23 protein-coding genes are annotated in these 18,047 nt (G+C 68.0%); 18 read left to right on the top strand and 5 right to left on the bottom strand.

The features are described from left to right. Positions 1–25 precede the first annotated feature (25 nt). On the bottom strand, positions 26–289 hold the full coding sequence (locus GBA65_RS08085) for a hypothetical protein (protein ID WP_166396137.1): 264 nt from the start codon (positions 287–289) through the stop codon (positions 26–28). A 224-nt stretch (positions 290–513) separates the two neighbouring features. Here GBA65_RS08085 and GBA65_RS08080 point away from each other — a divergent pair, with 224 nt between their 5' ends. The 4 genes from GBA65_RS08080 to GBA65_RS26270 all read left to right on the top strand — a co-directional run bounded on the left by GBA65_RS08080 (position 514) and on the right by GBA65_RS26270 (position 3,475). Further along, positions 514–1,575: an FAD-binding oxidoreductase gene (locus GBA65_RS08080; RefSeq protein WP_166396136.1), complete on the top strand. Its 1,062-nt coding sequence runs from the start codon at positions 514–516 to the stop codon at positions 1,573–1,575. A 214-nt stretch (positions 1,576–1,789) separates the two neighbouring features. Further along, positions 1,790–1,885, top strand: a complete 96-nt coding sequence (locus GBA65_RS25115) for a multicopper oxidase domain-containing protein (protein ID WP_166396135.1) — start codon at positions 1,790–1,792, stop codon at positions 1,883–1,885. Between the two features lie 440 nt (positions 1,886–2,325). After that, on the top strand, positions 2,326–2,517 hold the full coding sequence (locus GBA65_RS08070; protein ID WP_166396134.1) for a hypothetical protein: 192 nt from the start codon (positions 2,326–2,328) through the stop codon (positions 2,515–2,517). 412 nt (positions 2,518–2,929) lie between these two features. After that, entirely contained in the window at positions 2,930–3,475 is a 546-nt protein-coding gene (locus GBA65_RS26270; protein ID WP_407691050.1) for a Crp/Fnr family transcriptional regulator, read from the top strand. A 595-nt stretch (positions 3,476–4,070) separates the two neighbouring features. Here the strand turns inward: GBA65_RS26270 and GBA65_RS08060 are convergent. Genes GBA65_RS08060 through GBA65_RS22950 form a run of 4 tightly spaced genes read right to left on the bottom strand, consistent with a single transcriptional unit; the run spans position 4,071 to position 5,825 of the window. Then, positions 4,071–4,331, bottom strand: a complete 261-nt coding sequence (locus GBA65_RS08060; RefSeq protein ID WP_166396132.1) for a hypothetical protein — start codon at positions 4,329–4,331, stop codon at positions 4,071–4,073. Positions 4,332–4,379: 48 nt separating this feature from the next. Continuing rightward, the gene (locus GBA65_RS08055) at positions 4,380–5,243 is read right to left on the bottom strand and encodes a hypothetical protein (RefSeq protein ID WP_166396131.1); all 864 of its coding nucleotides are present in this window, start codon (positions 5,241–5,243) and stop codon (positions 4,380–4,382) included. After that, a complete protein-coding gene (locus GBA65_RS08050; RefSeq protein WP_207956240.1) occupies positions 5,240–5,626 on the bottom strand; it encodes a flavodoxin domain-containing protein in 387 nt (128 codons plus the stop codon). Before GBA65_RS08050 ends, GBA65_RS08055 begins: the two co-directional genes overlap by 4 nt. Positions 5,627–5,666: 40 nt before the next feature. Beyond that, the gene (locus tag GBA65_RS22950; RefSeq protein WP_207956239.1) at positions 5,667–5,825 is read right to left on the bottom strand and encodes a hypothetical protein; all 159 of its coding nucleotides are present in this window, start codon (positions 5,823–5,825) and stop codon (positions 5,667–5,669) included. Positions 5,826–6,747: 922 nt separating this feature from the next. Between GBA65_RS22950 and GBA65_RS08045 the strand changes: the two genes are divergently transcribed. From GBA65_RS08045 to GBA65_RS07985, 14 genes are all read left to right on the top strand, one after another. Continuing rightward, on the top strand, positions 6,748–7,092 hold the full coding sequence (locus GBA65_RS08045) for an RDD family protein (RefSeq protein WP_166396130.1): 345 nt from the start codon (positions 6,748–6,750) through the stop codon (positions 7,090–7,092). After that, positions 7,089–7,217, top strand: a complete 129-nt coding sequence (locus GBA65_RS25110) for an RDD family protein (RefSeq protein WP_266096559.1) — start codon at positions 7,089–7,091, stop codon at positions 7,215–7,217. Before GBA65_RS08045 ends, GBA65_RS25110 begins: the two co-directional genes overlap by 4 nt. A gap of 64 nt (positions 7,218–7,281) precedes the next feature. Further along, positions 7,282–8,373 carry a lycopene cyclase family protein gene (locus GBA65_RS08040; RefSeq protein ID WP_166396129.1) on the top strand — a complete coding sequence of 364 codons (1,092 nt, stop codon included), beginning with the start codon at positions 7,282–7,284 and terminating at the stop codon, positions 8,371–8,373. A gap of 154 nt (positions 8,374–8,527) precedes the next feature. Next, a complete protein-coding gene (locus tag GBA65_RS08035) occupies positions 8,528–8,908 on the top strand; it encodes a TraR/DksA family transcriptional regulator (protein ID WP_207956238.1) in 381 nt (126 codons plus the stop codon). 43 nt (positions 8,909–8,951) lie between these two features. Beyond that, positions 8,952–9,938 carry a zinc-dependent alcohol dehydrogenase family protein gene (locus GBA65_RS08030; protein WP_166398402.1) on the top strand — a complete coding sequence of 329 codons (987 nt, stop codon included), beginning with the start codon at positions 8,952–8,954 and terminating at the stop codon, positions 9,936–9,938. A 774-nt stretch (positions 9,939–10,712) separates the two neighbouring features. Continuing rightward, the gene (locus GBA65_RS08025; protein ID WP_166396128.1) at positions 10,713–10,991 is read left to right on the top strand and encodes a nitroreductase/quinone reductase family protein; all 279 of its coding nucleotides are present in this window, start codon (positions 10,713–10,715) and stop codon (positions 10,989–10,991) included. Positions 10,992–11,056: 65 nt separating this feature from the next. Beyond that, positions 11,057–11,608: a DUF998 domain-containing protein gene (locus GBA65_RS08020; protein WP_166396127.1), complete on the top strand. Its 552-nt coding sequence runs from the start codon at positions 11,057–11,059 to the stop codon at positions 11,606–11,608. Between the two features lie 364 nt (positions 11,609–11,972). Then, positions 11,973–12,185, top strand: a complete 213-nt coding sequence (locus GBA65_RS08015; RefSeq protein WP_166396126.1) for a hypothetical protein — start codon at positions 11,973–11,975, stop codon at positions 12,183–12,185. 308 nt (positions 12,186–12,493) lie between these two features. Continuing rightward, positions 12,494–13,225 (top strand): hypothetical protein, encoded by a 732-nt coding sequence (locus tag GBA65_RS08010; protein WP_166396125.1) that lies wholly within the window; start codon positions 12,494–12,496, stop codon positions 13,223–13,225. A gap of 173 nt (positions 13,226–13,398) precedes the next feature. Continuing rightward, the gene (locus GBA65_RS08005) at positions 13,399–14,121 is read left to right on the top strand and encodes a DUF4386 family protein (protein ID WP_166396124.1); all 723 of its coding nucleotides are present in this window, start codon (positions 13,399–13,401) and stop codon (positions 14,119–14,121) included. Next, positions 14,112–14,888: a DUF4386 family protein gene (locus tag GBA65_RS08000; RefSeq protein ID WP_166396123.1), complete on the top strand. Its 777-nt coding sequence runs from the start codon at positions 14,112–14,114 to the stop codon at positions 14,886–14,888. Before GBA65_RS08005 ends, GBA65_RS08000 begins: the two co-directional genes overlap by 10 nt. A gap of 478 nt (positions 14,889–15,366) precedes the next feature. After that, entirely contained in the window at positions 15,367–15,645 is a 279-nt protein-coding gene (locus GBA65_RS26265; RefSeq protein ID WP_207956237.1) for a GyrI-like domain-containing protein, read from the top strand. A 548-nt stretch (positions 15,646–16,193) separates the two neighbouring features. Next, a complete protein-coding gene (locus GBA65_RS07990; RefSeq protein ID WP_166396122.1) occupies positions 16,194–17,090 on the top strand; it encodes a universal stress protein in 897 nt (298 codons plus the stop codon). Positions 17,091–17,439: 349 nt separating this feature from the next. Further along, positions 17,440–18,039, top strand: coding sequence for a GNAT family N-acetyltransferase (locus GBA65_RS07985; RefSeq protein WP_166396121.1), 600 nt, complete (start codon positions 17,440–17,442; stop codon positions 18,037–18,039). Positions 18,040–18,047: the final 8 nt, after the last annotated feature.

Raw genomic sequence — 18,047 nt, 5'->3', positions numbered from 1 at the left:
GGGCATCGATCGCTTTCGTAAGCATCTAGCCCCCTTCTAAACTCGAGAGAACCTCCAGGGTCCAGGCCTTGATGACCTCCTCGAAGCTGCGCGTCTCGTCCGGCCCCACCCGGCACTCGTCCCTGCGGGCGGCGAGGAATGGGAGGCCCTCCGGGCTCGCAAGGAGGATCCGGACGCACTCGCTCGGGTCCAGCCCCGCCACGTACTCCTCGAGCTGGTGCTCGCCCAGGACCGTAGCCTCCGCCTTCTCTATGTGACGCCGGATCAGGCGCTCGTCCACACGCCGCACCTCGTCCCTCCCCTCTGCACCACCGAGCCTCTGACACGGTCACTGTAAGGTCCGGCGCCGCGCGCGCCCTGACCAACCTGGACCATCCCGCTGGCAAGGATCGATCAAAGCCAGCGGCCGGCACCGCTGCCCCGCGAATGGTCAATTTGGACGGCGTAAGGGGCCAAGAAGGATCAGGCCGAATCCAGAAACGGCCGCTAACCTGTCATGCACGAACGACGAGCATGGAGGTAGACGGGATGGGGTCCGACCTGAAGAGCGCACTCAGGACCATCGAAGAGGCGTTCGGGGACCGGCTGAAGCATGAGGTGCCCTGGGACGGGCGATCCGGAGACGACGCTTCGCTTTTCGTTCAGCCGAGAAACGCGGGGGAGGTCGAGTACCTCGCGGGGGTGGCCGCGCGCTTCGGGGTGCCGCTCGTCGCGCTGGGGGCCGGGACCGCCCGGAGCGTCCGCGCGGGTTCGGGGAGCATCCTGGTCCGCTTCGATCTGATGAGGGGCGTGAAGGTGCGCGGCAACGACGAGATGTGGGTCAGGGCGGAGCCCGGTGCGTCGTGGCTGGAGCTGGACGAGGCCCTCGGCACCCGCGGCTGGGGCCTCGCCGTCTACCCCACGAGCGCCCCGAGGGCCACGGTAGGCGGCTGGTTGGCCGAAGACGGGATAGGGGTGGGCTCCTACCGCTACGGCCGCACGCGCGAGAACGTCCTCTCGGCAGACGTGGTGCTCCCCGAGGGTCGCAGGACCGTGCGCGGCGAGGAGCTCGGGGACGTCATCGACGCGGCGGGAGGCAAGGGCATCGTGGTCGCCGCCACGATCAGAACCCGCCACGCCGACCACGACGTACCCTTCGCCCTCGCCTTCCCTTCCCCGGAGGACCTCGCGGGGGCGGTTGCGGAGGTGCACCGCGCCTATCCCCCGCTCTGGCACCTCGCCTTCCTGAACGATGCGATGTCGCGGGCGAGAGGGCTCGGGGACGACCACCTCCTGTTCGGCGCCTACTCCGGCGGGGGTACGAAGGCGGTCGAGGAGACGCTCGGCGAGGCAGCCGCTTCTTACGGAGGACGCATACTCACTCCGGCGGGGGCGTACCGCGTGTGGGGGCAGAGGTTCTTCCCCATCGCTCCGTCTCGCCCGGCCCCGATCCCGGCGGACCGAAGCTTCGTGTCCCTGGCCGAGATCCGGGACATTCTGGAGGGCCGCGGCCAGAACACGGTTCAGGGTACGGTCTCCCGCTCCGGTGAGGTCCTGGTCCTGGACCTCGGCGCCGCCGGAGAGCCCGCCCGGTAGACCGGGCAGGGCTCGACCCCCAGGAAGCCGAGCCTCGACGGTCGTCCGTACGAGAGGACAAGCGGGTGAGGTTCACCATCCGAAACCGGAGCATTGTGCCTCACCCGATGCACCTGCAGGGGCATCTCTTCCAGATCCCGAACGGCACGGGGCGCGGCCCACTCAAAGGTACGGCGATCGTCGAGCCGCTCGTAGCGAACTCTCCTTCGACCTCGTGGCCGATAACCCCGGCGAGTGGTTTTTCCACTGCCACAACGCCTACCGCATGGAAACTGGCATGGCCCGCGTGGTCCCTTACGGACGGCGCTAGGGCCGGCCCGGCGTGCGACGCGGCCGCGCCGCCCGGGCCGGCTGCTCCCGCTCTCGCGTCATACCGCAGATGGGGCCGGGCAGGAAGATCCTCAAACGAGGCTGCCCCTCCCCTATTTCGGCGCCCCGACTCACCGTTTGGGGATGGCTTGGGCGTCCCTGCGGGTGCGGCCGGCGCGATCCTTGCCGCCCTGCATCCCGTACCCGGACGCCCTCTAGGGACGCCGGACGAACTCGATCGTGGTGCCATTCGGGTCCCTCGCTTGCGGTGCTTCGCCCCGCGAGCCCGACGACGGGTCTTGCGAGCATCTGCGCATCGAGCGTGCACGACCGCTCCCCCTCTCCGATGCTCGGGCAGGCGCCTCGAGGACTTCCCTCACAGCCCGGCAAAGCGGACTCGGTTAGTATGCCGGGGATGCATGTTCCGAGAAGGAGGCGGCGATGGGCAAGGAAGTGTACGTGGCGGGGACGGTGCTCTCGATCCTAATCTCGCTCGCTTTGTACCTGACGGGCAGGCGCGAGGCGGGGATCTTCGTCGGCCTCTGGGCCCCGACCATACTACTCTTAGGGGAACGCATGGATGGCGAAGATCGGGCACCCACACGCCGCCGGGGCTTTTGGCGTGGCGCCTAGGGAGCAGCCGGCCGTCGGGGGCCCCCGGTGAGTCCGTCCCCGGCGGAGGACGGCTGAGATGGAACGCTTCGCGAACAAGCTCGTCTCGTCCTTGCCCGGTCTGATCTTCCGGGGTGCGAGCGAGGTCCACAATAGGCCCGCGGTCGCCACCGTGCTCTACGCCGCGGCCCTCGCCGGGGTGATGGCATCGCCGTTCGGGCGCGGGCGCGGCTCCCTGCGCGCGGGCGGGAGGAAAGGGGGCGCGGTTCCTCGGGCGCCGCCGCCGAGGGCGCCCCGATCCCGCACAGACCTCCTTGCTCCGCGAGATCGAGAGGGCGGGCCTCAGGGTGGTCGAGCGCGGCTTTCGTCCCGGCGACGAGGTTTACACTCCGGGGACCCCGCCGACTCGCTCTTCTTCCTGCTCTCGGGCGTGGTGAGGACCTACAGGATCTACGGCGCGGACGCCAAGGAGGCCACGACCGCCCTCCTCAAGGACGCGGGCGTCTTCGGCGTCCTCGACCTTACGGCGGAGGGGGGCTCGCACGAGGAGTTCGCCGAGGCCGTGACCGACGCACGCGTCGCGATCGTCCGCAAGGCCGCCCTGGCGTGGCTGGTGAGGCGCAAGCCCGAGGTCGCGCTCTCTTTGTTCTCGGCATTCTCCGAGCGGGTGAGGCAGACGGACGAGGTCCTCGGGAGCCTCCTGCAGCGGGAGGTCGCGGGCCGCTTGGCGGCGCTGCTCTTGAGCCTCCGCGGGAAGTTCGGCGAGGAAGGCGAAGGAGACGAGATAGGCACCGTGACGATCGGGCTGCGCCTCACCCACCAGCAGCTCGCCAGCATGATCGCTTCGACCCGCGAGGCCGTCTCCAAGGCGATGACCGACCTCAGGCGGGAGGGGCTCATAGAAGTCCGGGGGCGCATGATAGTCCTCGTGGACCTTCCCGGCCTCGCCGAGCGCGCAGAGGGCGGACCCGGAGCGTAGAGCGTCGTCTGAGCCCTCTACGCTCCGCCGTTGCCCCAGCTCGGATCGAGGCCGATCGGTGAACGATTCGTCATAGAAGCCGCGGATCGCCTCGCGACCGGATCATCGTTCGGCCCTCCGTACCCGCGGTTACCGTCGGCGCGGGGCGTACGGCGTCCGCGGTCGCCCCTGATCTCCGGCCTCGGGCACCTACGATGAACGTCCTCCGGCCCGCAAAGGCGCGCTTCTCTGCCCGTTCGCCGATGCCGTCGAACGGGGGCCGTCGTACCGATACCGGCATGTGTGCCTGTTGGGTAGTTCGTAGCGACGCGCTACCGTCCTTCCTAGGTTGCTGTCGGGCTTGTGCCCCCCTAGCGTCACAGGATTCGTGTCCTAGCTTGGGCTCACAACGACCGCTTCCGCGGCCAGCCTAAGTCCCGCTATGCGTCCCAAGCATTACGGCGAGGTTTCTCGGTGTCCCCTCCCGGAAGCTCCGGGCGACGTCCCGGACGTCGGTTCGCGCCAGCCCGAGGACGAGTGCGAGGACCGAGAGGGGAACCAGCGCCGCGTAGATGGGGAACAGCTCGTTGAACGCGGCCCCGTGGAGGTAGAAAACTCAGTTGTAGAGCACGTAGCCCAACGATCCCAGCCAGACCAGCCACGCCCGCCTCGAGCCACGCCTCGAGAGGGCCGCAGCCACGACCAGCACGGGAATGGCGACGACGAGCGTCACCAGGTCGTTGCCGCGGAAGGCCGCCGTCATCGGGGCGTTGTCCCGATACACACCGGCGAAGAGGCCACCGGCCGATACCACGAGCGCCAGGACGGCGATGGCGGCCGAGAGAACGTAAGGTGCCGTAGCCCGGGATCTAAGCATCGGCGTCTCCGCTACGGCGAGGTTTGCTGAGCGACCTGAGGCGGGTAGCTACTTGCCTCTCATCCCCCTCAGGTACCACGCCAGCATGGCGGTTCCGATCGCTGATACGACGCCGAAGACCGCCGCCATGGGGGCCGCCACGGGCTGGCCGTAGAGGTTCATCGCCACCATCATCGCCATGATGGCGAGCGTGATCAGGGCGGAGAAGGTGAGGAGGGCACCGGCCAGCGCGTACCCCACGGCCCTCCCGCGCCACAGCCAGTAAGCCGTCAGCGCCATCGCCGGGAGCATCCAGGCCATGTCGAGGACGTGGGCCGCGCCCGTCGGCGTCCCGGCGTCGATCACGCTCTGGGGGACGCTTCCTGAGACGAGGGCCGGGACCACCTCGCCCAGCCACGCGGGGTAGAACAGGACCGTCATCGTCGCCAGGAAGACGCTCGCAGCCCTCGCCGCCCTCCTGCTCGCAAAGCGTGCCTTGACCGCTTCGAAGTCCGTGGTCGCAAGGCTCCCGATCAGCGCGTAGAGCGAGAGGCCAAAGAGCGCCACGTAGACGAGGAAGAGCGGGTTGAAGCGGACGTGGAACGCGTAGATCGCGTACGTGTACAGCACGTAGGCCAAGCTGCCCAGCCAGACCAGCCGCGCCCTGTCGGAGCCGCGAGCGGAGAGGATAGCGGCGACCACCAGAACGGGGAGCGCGACCGCGAGGGTGACGACGTCTTGGCCTACGGCCTGCGCGACGAAGTTCAACTCGTCGCCGCGGAAGATGCCGTCCACGAAGAGCTCGCTCCCGGCCGCGATCGCAAGCAGAACGGCGATGGGCGCGGTGAGCCACAGCCAGGTCCTCGTGCGCGCGGTCCCCCTGTCCTCCATATCCCCTGCGGAGCGGTACTCCTTACCGCGTATCGTCCTCATCGTCCCTTGTACTCGTAGCTTCTGGAGGAACCGGGGCTCGCGTTCCGGGCGACCTCCTCGAGGAACTCCTCGGTGTAGTGCCTCACCGCTTCCCAGTCCGTGTACTCGAAGTCGCGCGAGATGTCGGTGCCGACGCCCATTTCCTTCGCCATGGAGCGGATAAGGCGCTTCTTTACGAACCCGTACCTCGTGTATGGGATCGCGCCGGCGAAGACGCCGACCCTCTCGGGGTGCCAGCCGGTCTCCTGCGCGAAGCCCTCGACGTACTCTTCTACCTTCTTGCACGCCTCCTCGGTCCCCTCGCGCGCCGTCATGCTAACGGAGAAGAACGCCGAGGGGACGCGTTCGAGCACCTCGCGGTTCTCCCGGACGAAGTCGCGCACGTAGCCCTCGTGCTTCCCCCATGGATGGAGGCCCCGACGACTACCGCATCGTACCCCTCGGGGAGAAACCCTCGGGAAGCTCTTTGACGTCCGCGACCCTCGCGTCGTGCCCGTGTTCCCCCGCCACCTCCGCTGCGTAGTTGGAGATCTTGGCCGTCTGGCCCTCGCCAGTGCCGTACACCACCAGTACCCTCGCCATGTTCGGCGGCCTCCCTTCCGAGTGCCCGTTCCGCTTCGCTTCTCGAACGACTCTAGTGCCGGGCGTCCTCTCTGACTTGAGCAATCCGTGCCTTCCGCCTGATCCATTTCGACCTTCGGAGTCGCCGACCCCGCGCCCGAGGCACATGCCGCGACCGCCAGAACCGGGCGTTCCTGCGTTCGACGCACGCCAACGACACCTCGGGGTGCGCCGGTAAGCCCCTTCTACGGGCGCTCGGCGAGCAGCCGCGAGGCCGCGGCCTCCAAGATTTGGAGAGGTAATGGTCTCGGGCGACATAGTAACGAGGACGCGTGCACGGACGGGTTGGGCGGTGGGCTCGCCTCCATCACCGGCGCCTTAGAAAGGACGGTCCCCGAACCGACCACGAGCGAGACGAGCATGAGCACCCCTCCCGATCCTCCAAGACTTCGATGAAGGAGCGGACCACCTTGAGTATGACCACCGGACGTTCCGCGGGCACGAGAGCGAGTCCCGCTTGGTGCCCGAACTCGTTCGCCGTGAGCCGGGCGTCAGGAAACCTGGCCCGCGGGGGTCTCTCTGTCGCCCTCCATCATGCCGCCGCGGCGACCTCCAACTCATTACGAAGGCACAACCCGGAACTACAGGGCGCTGGTGCCACGCGCCACAGTCGGGAAAGCTAGCGCGAAGCGCCCCGCAACCGGATTGAGCCCGGAGAGCGAGTAGAACAAGCGGAATACCGCTGTTGGCACCGGCGGCGAGACGCGCATGCTGAACGGGCGGCAAGTGACGCGCGAGAGGTGCCCCGTCGCGGGCCTTGTTGGTCAAACTTGGCCACCCGGTTGGTCCACGCGGGGCACGCAGGCGCTCACCGAATCATTCAGGCTTGGGGCACAGAGCGTTCGTGGCGGTCTCCTGCGGCCGCCTGGGAGAGGAGGTAGAGATGGGTACGGTCACCGGAGGTTCCGTCGTTCCGCCCGACGCAGGCGCGAGAGGGGACGTATACGTCACGGGGCGCAGGGTGGTGGCTACGCTGGTCGACGGTCTCTTGTTCGGCCTCCTGTTCGTCGCGATGGCGGCGCTCTTCGGAAACGTCGTACAAGAAGGCCCCGCGAGTTGGGACGGCTCGATGCCGGCCGTACCGAGCGTGGCGTACGGGGCGATCGTCGTCCTCTACTACGTGCTCATGGAAGGCTACCTGGGGCAGACGTTGGGGAAGATGCTCCTCGGCATAAGGTGGTACGGGAGGACACCGGCGGGGCGCCCGGGCCGAAAGCCGCGGCCTTGAGGACGCTACTAAGGGTCGTGGACGGGCTCCTGAGCTACGGGGTAGCCTTCGTGGCGGTCTTGGTCTCCGAGAAGCGGCAACGCCTCGGGGACATGATGGCGCGCACCCTCGTGGTCCGGGCGTGACACGGGCTCCTTCCCCGTCGGTTCGGCTGGGAGCGCACCGGATCGCGCGCCGCGGAGCGGACGGTTGATCGCCGCGCGTGACTACGACGTCGTCTTTGTCGGCGGCGGCCTCTCCGCGCTCCTGCTGTTGAAGGCGCTCCGTGGGACGCTGCCGGGGCGGGTCGCGGTCGTGGACCCGTCTCCGCCTTTGGAGCAGCCGCCCGTCCACTGGAGCTACTGGAGCCTCGGGGCTACCCCCTTCGACCACTTCGCCGTGGGCGCTTGGAGGCGGGCAAGGGTGGCCGACGCGCCGCCGGAACCCATCGCCCCCCACACCATGCGGCTCGTGCGCTCCACCGACGTGTTCGCCGACCTGTGCGCGGCGCTTGAGGGCGTCGAGTGGCTGCGCACGACGGCCCGCTCGATCTCGCGCCGCGGCAACCTCTACGAGGTCGCCACCGACGACGGCGCCCTGCGCACGAGCCGGGTCTTCGATAGCGCGCCCGAGGTAGCCCCCGAGTTCCCGACGCCGGGACGCCCGCGGGCACTCTTGAGTGGCACCGGCCTCCGCGTGACGGCGGACCGGCCGGTCTTCGACTCAGAGACCGCCACCCTGTTCGACCCGCTCGACGAACGGTCCTTCGCGTACGTGCTGCCGCTGGGACCTGCGGAGGCCCTCGTCGAGTCGGCCTCGTTCGGCCCGACCGGGCAAGGGGCGGACCGGGCGCCGCTTCTACGGTACCTGGAGACGCGGCACCCGGGGGCACGCTTCGCCGTGGACCACGAGGAATACGGCGAGATACCGCTAGGATTCGCGCCCGCGCGCACCGCCGGCCCGGGGCACGTCCTGCTGGGCGCGAAGCGCGGCCTCGTCAAGCCGAGCGCCGGCTACGGCATAGTGCGCATAGCGGAGGAGACGGAGCATCTGGCGCGCCTTTGGCGCCGACGCCGCCCGCTGCCGACCACTTGGCGGACGGGCCCACACTGGCGCCTGCTCGACGAGGGTTTTCTTCGGCTCGCTACCGCCGACCCTGGGAGGCCTCTGGCTCTGCTGCGCGAGGTGATGCGCGCCATCCCTCTGTCACAGTCTCTGAGCTTCATAGACGAAGAGCTTTCGCTGCGTCAGCTGCCACCCCTTATGAGGTCGGCTTACCCCGTTGTCTTCGGCAAGCTCTAGCCGTCGTGCGACGTAGCCACCCGGGCAGGCCGCGCTCCGAGAGCTGCGTCGGCCCGAGCAACGTGACCGTACGGATTGAGCAATATGGGTCAGGAAGCGGAACCTCGAACCCCCTACTCTGATGACCTCGGGCAGGCAACGGGGGAAGGTCGGGATGGAGACGCTTCAGGAGGGTTCGAAGAGCATGCGTTCGGCGCGTTCGGACGCCGGGTTTTTGTCGCGCCAGAGGTACAGGCTCGAGGAGGCGAGGGACCTGCTCCGCCGGGAGCTCGGCGGCGCTTTCCGGGAGGAAGGGGCGCGGCAAAACTTGTCCGATGGAAGCGCTTGCGCGCACGCCGGGGGAGCGATGCTCTGGCTCGAGACGCGCCTCCGGCGCAGGCTCGGCGCCGTCGAGCGCGCGCTGGAGAAGATCGAGGAGGGCACCTACGGCATCTGCGACGTCACCGGAGAGTTCATAACGTTGCAGAGGCTGGAGGCTGTGCCCGAGGCGACCTGCGCGCCCGAGGCCCGGCGACGGCGGGGAGCCGGCCTTTGACGTTGGCAAGATCTATCGGAACCCGTAGGGGGTGGCGACCGCCGTGCGCGCGATGATCCTCGACGCGCCCGGCACCCACCTGCGAACCGCCGAGCTGCCCACACCCGAGCCCGGCGCGGGCAGGGTACTCGTGAGTGTGAGGGCGTGCGCGGTGTGCCGCACCGACCTGCACGTCGTAGACGGGGAGCTCGCCGACCCCAAGCTGCCCCTCATCCCGGGGCACCAGATCGTCGGCACCGTGGAGGCCGTCGGGGATGGGGCCGAGCGTTTCGAACCCGGCGCACGGGTGGGCGTGCCCTGGCTCGGGTGGACCGACGGTGTCTGCCGGTTCTGCCTCACGGGCCGCGAGAACCTCTGCGACGCCGCCCGGTTCACCGGCTACCAGATCGACGGCGGCTACGCCGAGTACGCCGTCGCCGATGCCCGCTTCTGCTTCCCCATCCCCGAGGGTTACCCCGACCTGCAGGCCGCCCCTCTCCTCTGCGCGGGCCTCATCGGCTACCGCTCCCTCCGCATGACCGGCGATGCCAAACGACTGGGCCTCTACGGTTTCGGAGCCGCGGCGCACATCATCGCCCAGGTCGCCGTGCACCAGGGGCGCGAGGTCTTCGCCTTCACGAGCCCCAAGGACGAGGCGGCCCGAAACTTCGCCCGGGAGCTCGGAGCGGCTTGGGCCGGACCCTCGGACGCGCCACCGCCGGAGGAGCTCGACGCGGCGATCATCTTCGCCCCCGTGGGGGACCTCGTACCCGCGGCGCTCGGCAGCGTGGCGAAGGGCGGGGCGGTGGTGTGCGCGGGCATCCACATGAGCGACATCCCCTCCTTCCCGTACGAGCTCCTGTGGGGGGAGCGTCAGGTGCGCTCGGTGGCGAACCTCACCCGCCGGGACGGGGAGGAGTTTCTCGCCCTCGCCCATCAGGTGCCCGTCCGCACGGAGGTCGTCCCCTTCGCGCTGGAAGAGGCGAACGAAGCCCTGAACGCCCTGCGCCGTGGCGAGATACGCGGCGCCGCCGTGCTGACCTTGGCGTAATAGAGGCGTGTCGGGCGGAGCCATTCTTCGTGGGCAGGACCGCGGTGCCTCTCTCCCGATCGGGCAATCGTCCGCGTACGCCGCCCCGCGCGTCTGTGACTCGACTGGCGTCGCAGAATCGCTCCTGGGCTAACCGGGGTCCGGCGAAAGCCCGCCGTTGCGATCGTGCCGTTCGCGACGCGCAGGTCGTTCGCCGTGACCATTTGCGGGCATCTCGGTCTTGTGCTGTTGGTGCATATTTGCCGGTGCGAGCATCAAGGTTGCTCATGGCGGCGGCCGTGGGCCGTGACAAACTCCGGCCAGGAGAGCGAGGCCGGATGGTAGCGGTGGCGCCCGCTCTCCTACGTATGGCGTCCCAGTAGGAGGTGCTCGAGAAGTGGAGCAGTTGGTGCCTGCGGCGGTGTTCTACCTATTGGTCTTGGCCCTCTGTGCGGCGAGTCCCTGGCGGGCCTCGTGCTCGGCTTCTTCGCGCCCCTCGCGTTCTTCCCTCGCGGGGCGATAGCCGCCGTGCTCGCGCACGAACCACCCGGCAAAGGAGGAACCCGACGATGAACGAAAAGGACCAGCGGCTTTCGCTTGTGGGGCGCATCAAGGCGCGCGTCGAGCACGAGGTGGACACGCGCTCCGTCGGGATCGCCGCCTTCCTGCTCAGGCTGACGAAGGGGCGCATAGTGCGGTTGTGGGCCGGCAGGCTCTGCTCCTCACCACGCGCGGCCGTAGGTCAGGCAAGAAGCGCACGGTCCCCTGCAATTCTTCTCGGACGGTGCAGGGGACATGATCGTTCTGGCCGCCAACTCCGGTCTACCCCATCCCCCGGGCTGGTACTTCAACCTCAAGGCCGACCCCCTGGTATGGGTCGAGGTCGACGGCCGCACGCTGCGGGCGCGAGCCGAGGAGCTATCGGACGAGGAGGACGCCGCCCTATGGCCACGCATACTGCGGGCCGCGCCCGAGGTTGCCAGGTACGGGAGGCGGACCAGCCGCCGCATACCCATGGTGCGCCTCGTACCTATCCGTTCAGATGAAGGAGCACCGGCTGGTCCTGCAGGCTAGACCGGGGATCGGACGGATGGCCGAGCCGTGGGTTCGCCAGAAGTGGAGTAGAGAAGGAGAACGTCATGGACACCGTCAAGACGAACAGAGTCTCGCTCGCGCAGCGTCGGAGGGGGAGGGGTACGGTACGACGGATTTTGCTCGGCTGCGGAGTCGCCTCGTCGGTGCTGTACGTCGCAGGCGACGTCCTCGGTACCCTGCGGTACGAGGGCTACAGCTATGCCGACCAATGGTTCAGCGAGTTGACGGCCCAGGGGGCACCGACGAGGCCCTTGATGGTCGCGCTGAACGTGGTCCCGTACACCCTGCTCGTGGCGGCCTTCGCCGTGGGCGTATGGATGCTGGCCGGTCCGAGACGCGCGGCGCGTATCACGGGCGTACTGCTGCTCGGGTACGCGGCCTTCGGCTTCGCGGGCGGCGCGCTCTTCCCGATGCGCCCGCGCGAGGCCCTTGCAACGGGCGAGGAGACGCTGCGCAACGTCATGCACATCCCGGCGACGGCGCTGATGTCGCTGTGCGTCGTGCTGGCCATGGGCTTCGGGCCGCGTTGCTCGGGAAGCGGTTCCGGTACTACTCGTACGCAACGATTGTCGCGGTCCTCGTATTCGGCGCCTTGACGAGCTTGCAAGCAGAACAAATCGCCACGAACGGCCCGACGCCGTGGGCGGGCTCGAGGAGCGCTTCAACATCTACACCACCATGCTCTGGGTGGCAGTGTTGGCCATCGGTCTCCTGCGTGCCCAGGCGAAACAGCCCCAGCATGACTTCAATGGGAGCGTGATTTCGGGTTAGTCGGTGGCGGTTGCCGGACATGCCGTCCAGCGACGAGTCACACAATTGGCCACCTTCAGCGTGGAGCACGGATACTTCGAGGTCCTTCGGGAGCTGCGCCGCTCCCCGCGGGCTCGTGGCGAACGCATCGGCCCGCCTTGCGATCCGGTCGAATGGGTGACTCGAAAATACAAAGACGGGAGGATCCTCGTGTGGTGGGCAGATCTACTCTGGGGCTTCTGGAACGGGCTTACGGCCTGGATCGTCCTTATCGTCCACGTCTTCGGCGCGTGGGACCAGTTCCCGGTCTACAACGCCGAGAGGAGTGGCAACTGGTACGACTTCGGGTTCCTGCTCGGCGCCGGCTCCCCCTTCCTGGGCAGGCTGGGCGGCCGAAGCCGGGGAGGTTCTGGCCACGACTGAGCCCAACCGCGTTATCGAGCAGCGCCGGTCCTCGGTTACGTGCGACGGGCCGCACGCGCGCCGGTTCTGCTCCCGGAGAGGCGTGAATAGGTGACCGTGGCAGGAACGTAGCGGTAAGGAGACGATCGACGACAGCCAAAGCCGAAGCGTCTGGTGTCGATGCCGCTCCGCAAACCGAATGATGCGCTTGGGGCACGAAGTGGTTAATCCTTGCCAGGGCACGACGCCGCCCTGGAGTTAAGCTGGCATCGTGAGTGCGAGGCTCGCTGGCGCGGGTTCGCGCCCGACCTTTTCGTGAAGGAGCGGACATGGATCCCTTCGGGGTCGAGTTCGGAAAGACCGTGGGGCAGCTGGTCGGCGAGTACCGCGCCGCGTTCGCGTGGGTGGCCCTGATCTGGCACCTCACAACGCTCGCCTTGTTCTACCTGATCTTCCGTTGCGGCAGCCGCTACCGGAGGGCCTTCGCGGCCTACTTCGCCCTCAGCTACGCCTGGCTGTTCGTCTTCGTCGGTGTGTGGATGAGCATCGAGCTGTACGAGAGGATGGGCCTCGCCGCCCTCGCGGTGTACGGGGCGACCCCGGTCTTCCTCCTGATCATGCTGTACCAGTGGTACCGGGAGCTGAGGGAGCCGAGGCTGGACCTGGATTTCAGAAGCATCGAGAAGTGGCGCCTACTCGTCGCGGTACCCATGCTCGTGTGGGGCTTCTGGTACCCGCCGTACGTCTTCGGCGTCCGCCTCGTCTTCGACCCGGCGGAGCTTTTGTTCGACACCTACGGGCTCATGGGCTGCCCGACGACCACGGTCGCCCTGAGCCTCCTGTTCCTGAAGTACCCGGCGGGCAACCGGATGCTCTTCCAAGTGTTGACGGCTTACGCCGTGATGGTCGGCGCCGCGATGGTCGCCCTGCTGTACGTGCCGGACATCCCCTTCTTCATCCTCGGCCTCGCCTCGCTTGCGTTGATCGTCAAGGTAGCGGTACTGCGCAGGCTCAGGGGCCAGGGGGACGCCGCGGCGCCCGCCAGACCGAGAACGGCTTGATCGCCGCCGAACGGGGCGGACCGGTCGCGGCGAGTACGCTCTGCCCTCGCCGCGACCGGTCCGGTGGATAGAAACCAGAGGTCTTAAGGAGTACCGCGATGAAAACGCCAGGTGCCTCTCCCCCATCTGCCCGTCGTTAGCACGCAGCCGGGCTCCGTGGCGAGGCCGCGGAGATGCGGTGGAGGTGGCTCTACCGCGTCGGCGGCGCGGCGGCGCTGTTCGGAGCGGCGCTCGTCCCGATGCAGGCGGTCGTCTTCGTCGTCTGGGGGCAGCCCGAGACCGCGCTCGGGTGGTTCGATCTGTTCCGGGAGAGCAAGCTCGGGGGGCTCCTTGCGTTCGAGCTCCTGTTCGTCGTCAACGCCGTCCTCAGCGCGGCGACCACCCTCGCTCTCTTCGTCGCGCTGAGGCGAGCCGCCGAATCCCTCATGGCGATCGCCCTGGTCCTCGGCCTCCTGCAGTCCGTGGCCTTCGTCGTGGCGCGGCCCGCCCTGGAGATGCTCTACCTGAGCGACCGGTACGCCGCTGCGACCACGGACGCCGAGAGGGACCTCTTTCTGGCGGCGGGTGAGGCGATGCTCGCCACCTTCCACGGCACCGCCTTCCACGTCGGCATCAACCTCTTCAGCGTCTACCTGCTGGTGGTCCCGATCGTGATGCTGCGGGGCGGTATCTTCGGTAGGCCGACCGCCTATGCCGGGCTCGCGGCGGCCATTCTCAACTGGGGACTCTACGTTCCTGGGACGGTGGGCCTCATCCTCTTCACCATCTCGGTCCTTCCCCTTCTGGCCTGGAACGTCCTGATAGCCCTGAGGCTATTCGGGCTGACAAGGACACCTCGAGGGGAGGTAGACGGAGACGGCATCCACGCGACCGCGAGGATGACGAAATGCTGCTGAGGAGGCGTAGCCGGGTTGTAAGGACGGAGGCCGCGGATACGAGCCCGAAAGTTCTCTACAAAACCGGCGGTACGGCCGCTCTGACGAGCGTCCTGCTAGTCCTTCTGGACATCCTCGTCTCGGCGGTGTTGCCCCGGGGAGAGGTACAGCCCGGAGCACAGTCCGCGGTCGACTGGTTCGCGCTGTTTCGCGATGATGTGTACTACGCCTTCCGAGATCTCGGCCTCCTCAACGTGCTGAACCTGATCCTGGGTATCCCCATTTTCCTCGCTCTCTACGCCGTCCACAGGCGGATAGACGAGGCGCTCGCGGCACTCGCCCTCGTGCTGTTCCTGTTCGGCGGGGCGGTCTACGTCTCGAACAACGCCGCCGTCCCCATGTTCGTCCTGAGCGGGGAACACACGGCGGCCTCTACGGAAGCCGAGAGGGCCGCCCTAGCCGCCGCGGGGGAGGCGATCCTCGCTCGAGGCGCGGACTTCACCCCCGGCAGCCTCGTCGGCTTCGTCCTGCCCTCGGTCGCCCAGATCGCGATCTCCCTCGTCATGCTGCGCGGTGGCGCCTTCGGCAGGCCGACGGCCTACTTCGGCATCCTGGGCTTCTCGCTCCTCCTTGCGTTCACAGTCTGGACGACGCTCGTCCCCGACGCCCTGGGCGTGGCGATGCTGCTCGCCGTGCCCGGGGGGCTCCTGGTGGTGGCGTGGAACGTCCTCGTCGCCCGCAAGCTCTTCCGGTTGGCTCGGGCATCAGGAAAGCAGCAAGAGGCATAACCACACTTTTCGGCGTCTATCGCATCGGAGAGGGAACCGCCAAACGCGAAAAGACGAAGGAGAGGAGGAAGAAGGTGCAAAAGGTGGACCCGAAGAAGGAGCTCAAGCACCTCTACAACCCATCGGCGAGAAAGATCGGCGTTGTGGACGTCCCCGAGATGAGCTTCCTGATTGTCGACGGCGAAGGGGACCCCAATATCTCCCCCGAGCACCGCGAAGCCGTGGAGGCCCTGTACGCCGTCTCCTACACGCTCAAGTTCATGCCCAGGAAGGGCGCAGCGGCGGTCGACTACCCGGTCATGCCGCTCGAAGACCTCTGGTGGGCCGACGACATGACGCAGTTCAGCGTTGCGAACAAGTTCGTCTGGAAGTGGACCATGATGATGATCATGCATCCCGAGTTCGTGACGGAGGAGATGGTCGAGGAGGCGAAGGGGCGTGTCGAGAGGAAGCGGGGCCCAGTGCCCGCCTCCCGAAGATGCGGCTGGAGCCCTTACGCGAGGGACCATCGGCCCGGATCCTGTACTCTGGCCCCTACTCCGAGGAAGGCCCGACGATACGCGAGCTGCACGAGCTTATGGCCGATCAGGGGCACGAGATGCGCGGCAAGCACCACGAGATCTACCTGGGCGATCCCCGTCGAACCGCGCCAGAGAAGCTCAAGACGGTCATACGACAACCGTTCGCGTGGAGTAGATCCCCGCAGGCGCGCGCATTGCCGGATGCGGCAGCGGGGGGCTCCCGCGTTCCCCGCTGAACCGGCGCGAACCTCACGCGGGAGTCAGCGGCGAAAGAGCATGAAGCCAAGCTTCGAGGCGGCGTCTTAGCTAGCGTTCTTCTTAAACTAGCACCAGAGGACGCCCACGGCCTGACACGAAGCGCGACAAGAGGAGGCCCCTGGCGCGTTCGGCCGGGCTCGCGGACGGCCGACCGAGGCATCGTCGCCACTGCTTGGCTTCCGCAAGCGCATCGCCGCGTGCGGTACGGAGCGATCGTGGTTCCTCGCGCATGGATTTGGGCGACTTTGACCAGCGCGATGGCGAGATCTGCTCAGGGTAGCGGCCCCTCCCTCGACTAACCTCTGAAGCGAAGATCGGTAACCCGAAGGAGGAGCGGACGATCCGAACGAGCGGTGGAGCGAGCTGAGCCTCCAACAGAGAAGAGGGATCGCGACCGGTTGGGCGAGTAAGAAGGGCGCGGCGAGGGATGGCCCGGCAAGGCGGCCCAGTACCAGGACACGGGACCCCGACCACCAACGACGGTCTCCGGCCCCAAAGCATTACACGGAAAGGGGTTTTCGATCATATGAACGGTCTACCGGCAGAGGTACTGCTCGCCACCGACGGCTCGCCGGACGCGGCACTGGCTACCCGGGTCGCGTCCGATCTCTGCTCGCGAGCAGGCTCCGCGCTGCGGGTGGTGCACGTGGGGCAGGACATCTCGGACTACGTCAGGCACTTCGAGGCGCCGGAGGAGTACGCCTTCCTCTTCGCCGACGAAGCCCGGGAGCTGCTAGAGCGGGAGGTCAGGAGTATAGAGCGGCGCGGCTGCGCCGTAGCGGAGGCCCGCCTGGAGCTTGGGGATCCCGTGGAGGAGATCGTCGACCTGGCCGAGGATCTGGAGAACGGCCTCATCGTCGTCGGGAGCCGCGGCCTGGGTCCGGTCGAGCTCCTCGTGCTAGGCAGCGTCGCCGAGGGGGTGGTCCACAGGGCGCCCTGTCCCGTGCTCGTCGTGCGCGGCGGTGAAGGTTGCTGGCCGCCGTCGGAGATCGTGGTCGGTGACGACGGCTCGGAAGAGGCCGCGAGGGCCGGAGACCTGGCGGCGAGGATCGGGGGGCTCTTCGGCTCGGAAGCCACGCTGGTGCGCGGCCTCCCGAGGCCACCCCGAAGGCTGGACGACGCCCGGACTCGGGAGGACGAACACCGCTCGGGTCAGAAGGAGGCCCTGCGGCGGAGGGCCTCCGAGCTAGCGAGATCGCTCGCGCGTCCGCCCCGGAACGTAGCGAGGGTAGGCGACGCCGCCGCGCTCATCCTCGACGAGGCCGGTGCGTCGCGGGGAACGCTCATCGCCGTCGGCAGACGAGGGGCCGGCGCCGGAGATCGTGGCCGGGGGGCCGTCACGATGCCCCTCCTAGGCAGCGTCTCGACCAAGGTCCTGCGGGCCGCCCCCGGTCCCGTGCTCGTCTACCCCCAAGACGCTTAAGAGCGGGCCCGGGCGTTGCGAGGAGAACGCGCTCGGGTGGAAGGGCCGGCGAAGGCTCGGAGAGGCAAGCCGCGAGGAGTCGTGGGCCGCCGCATACGCCTCCGGGCCGTTACCCCGGCCCTTCTGAACCAGCCCCTCGAAAAGGCACGTCCTCATGGCATGCCGCGGGATGGCAGCAGGGGCACACGGCGGAAACAGCGAGCATCTGCCTCGGGCGGTTCCCCCTCGCCGCCTCTGGACATCCTTGACTAGACGAATGACCCATCCTACTCACGCTCGGATTACTGGCCTCGAATAGCTTGCGGGTAGACGAGCTTAGAGGTCTATCGTGCGAGGAGGAGGGCCCGAGATGAAGCCTTCGGACGCAGACAAAGCCGCAAACAACGCCGTGGACACGGCCGCCCCGCCAAACGGGGACGAGGGGTTCGTGGAGCTGCTCGACGGCGAGCGCGTGGCATACCGGCCGGTGCTTCCCGCCGACGCCGCGGCCCTCCAACGCTTCCACCACCGCCTGAGTGGGCGCTCCGTCTACTTGAGGTACTTCGGCGCCAAGCCCGACCTGAGCGACAAGATGGCGGCCTACTTCGCCGACGCCGAAGGTGCCGGAGGCTTCGCCCTGGTGGCGCTCGACCCCGAGGATCCGGAGGAAATCGTCGGGATGGCCAGCTTCTACCGGGAGGGACGGGCAGGCAGGGCCGAGTACGCCGCGGCGGTGGAGGACGACTGGCAGGGGTGGGGTCTTGGGCTGGAGCTCACCCGCCGCTTAATAGGAGCGGCCAGGAGGAGGGGCGTCCGAATCTTCACCGGGGTCGTGCTCCCTGAGAATGCCCGCATGCTCAACCTCCTCAGGGACCTGAACCTGCCGGAGAAGTTGCGCTACGAGGACGGTGTGGAGCACGTGGAGATCGAGCTTTCGTCCGCCGTGCCCCCGGCCGCGCCCCGGAGGTGAGATCCCCC

This window comes from Rubrobacter marinus (assembly GCF_011492965.1).
Taxonomy (GTDB): domain Bacteria; phylum Actinomycetota; class Rubrobacteria; order Rubrobacterales; family Rubrobacteraceae; genus Rubrobacter_F; species Rubrobacter_F marinus.
This window is presented reverse-complemented; position numbering and strand designations above follow the sequence as displayed.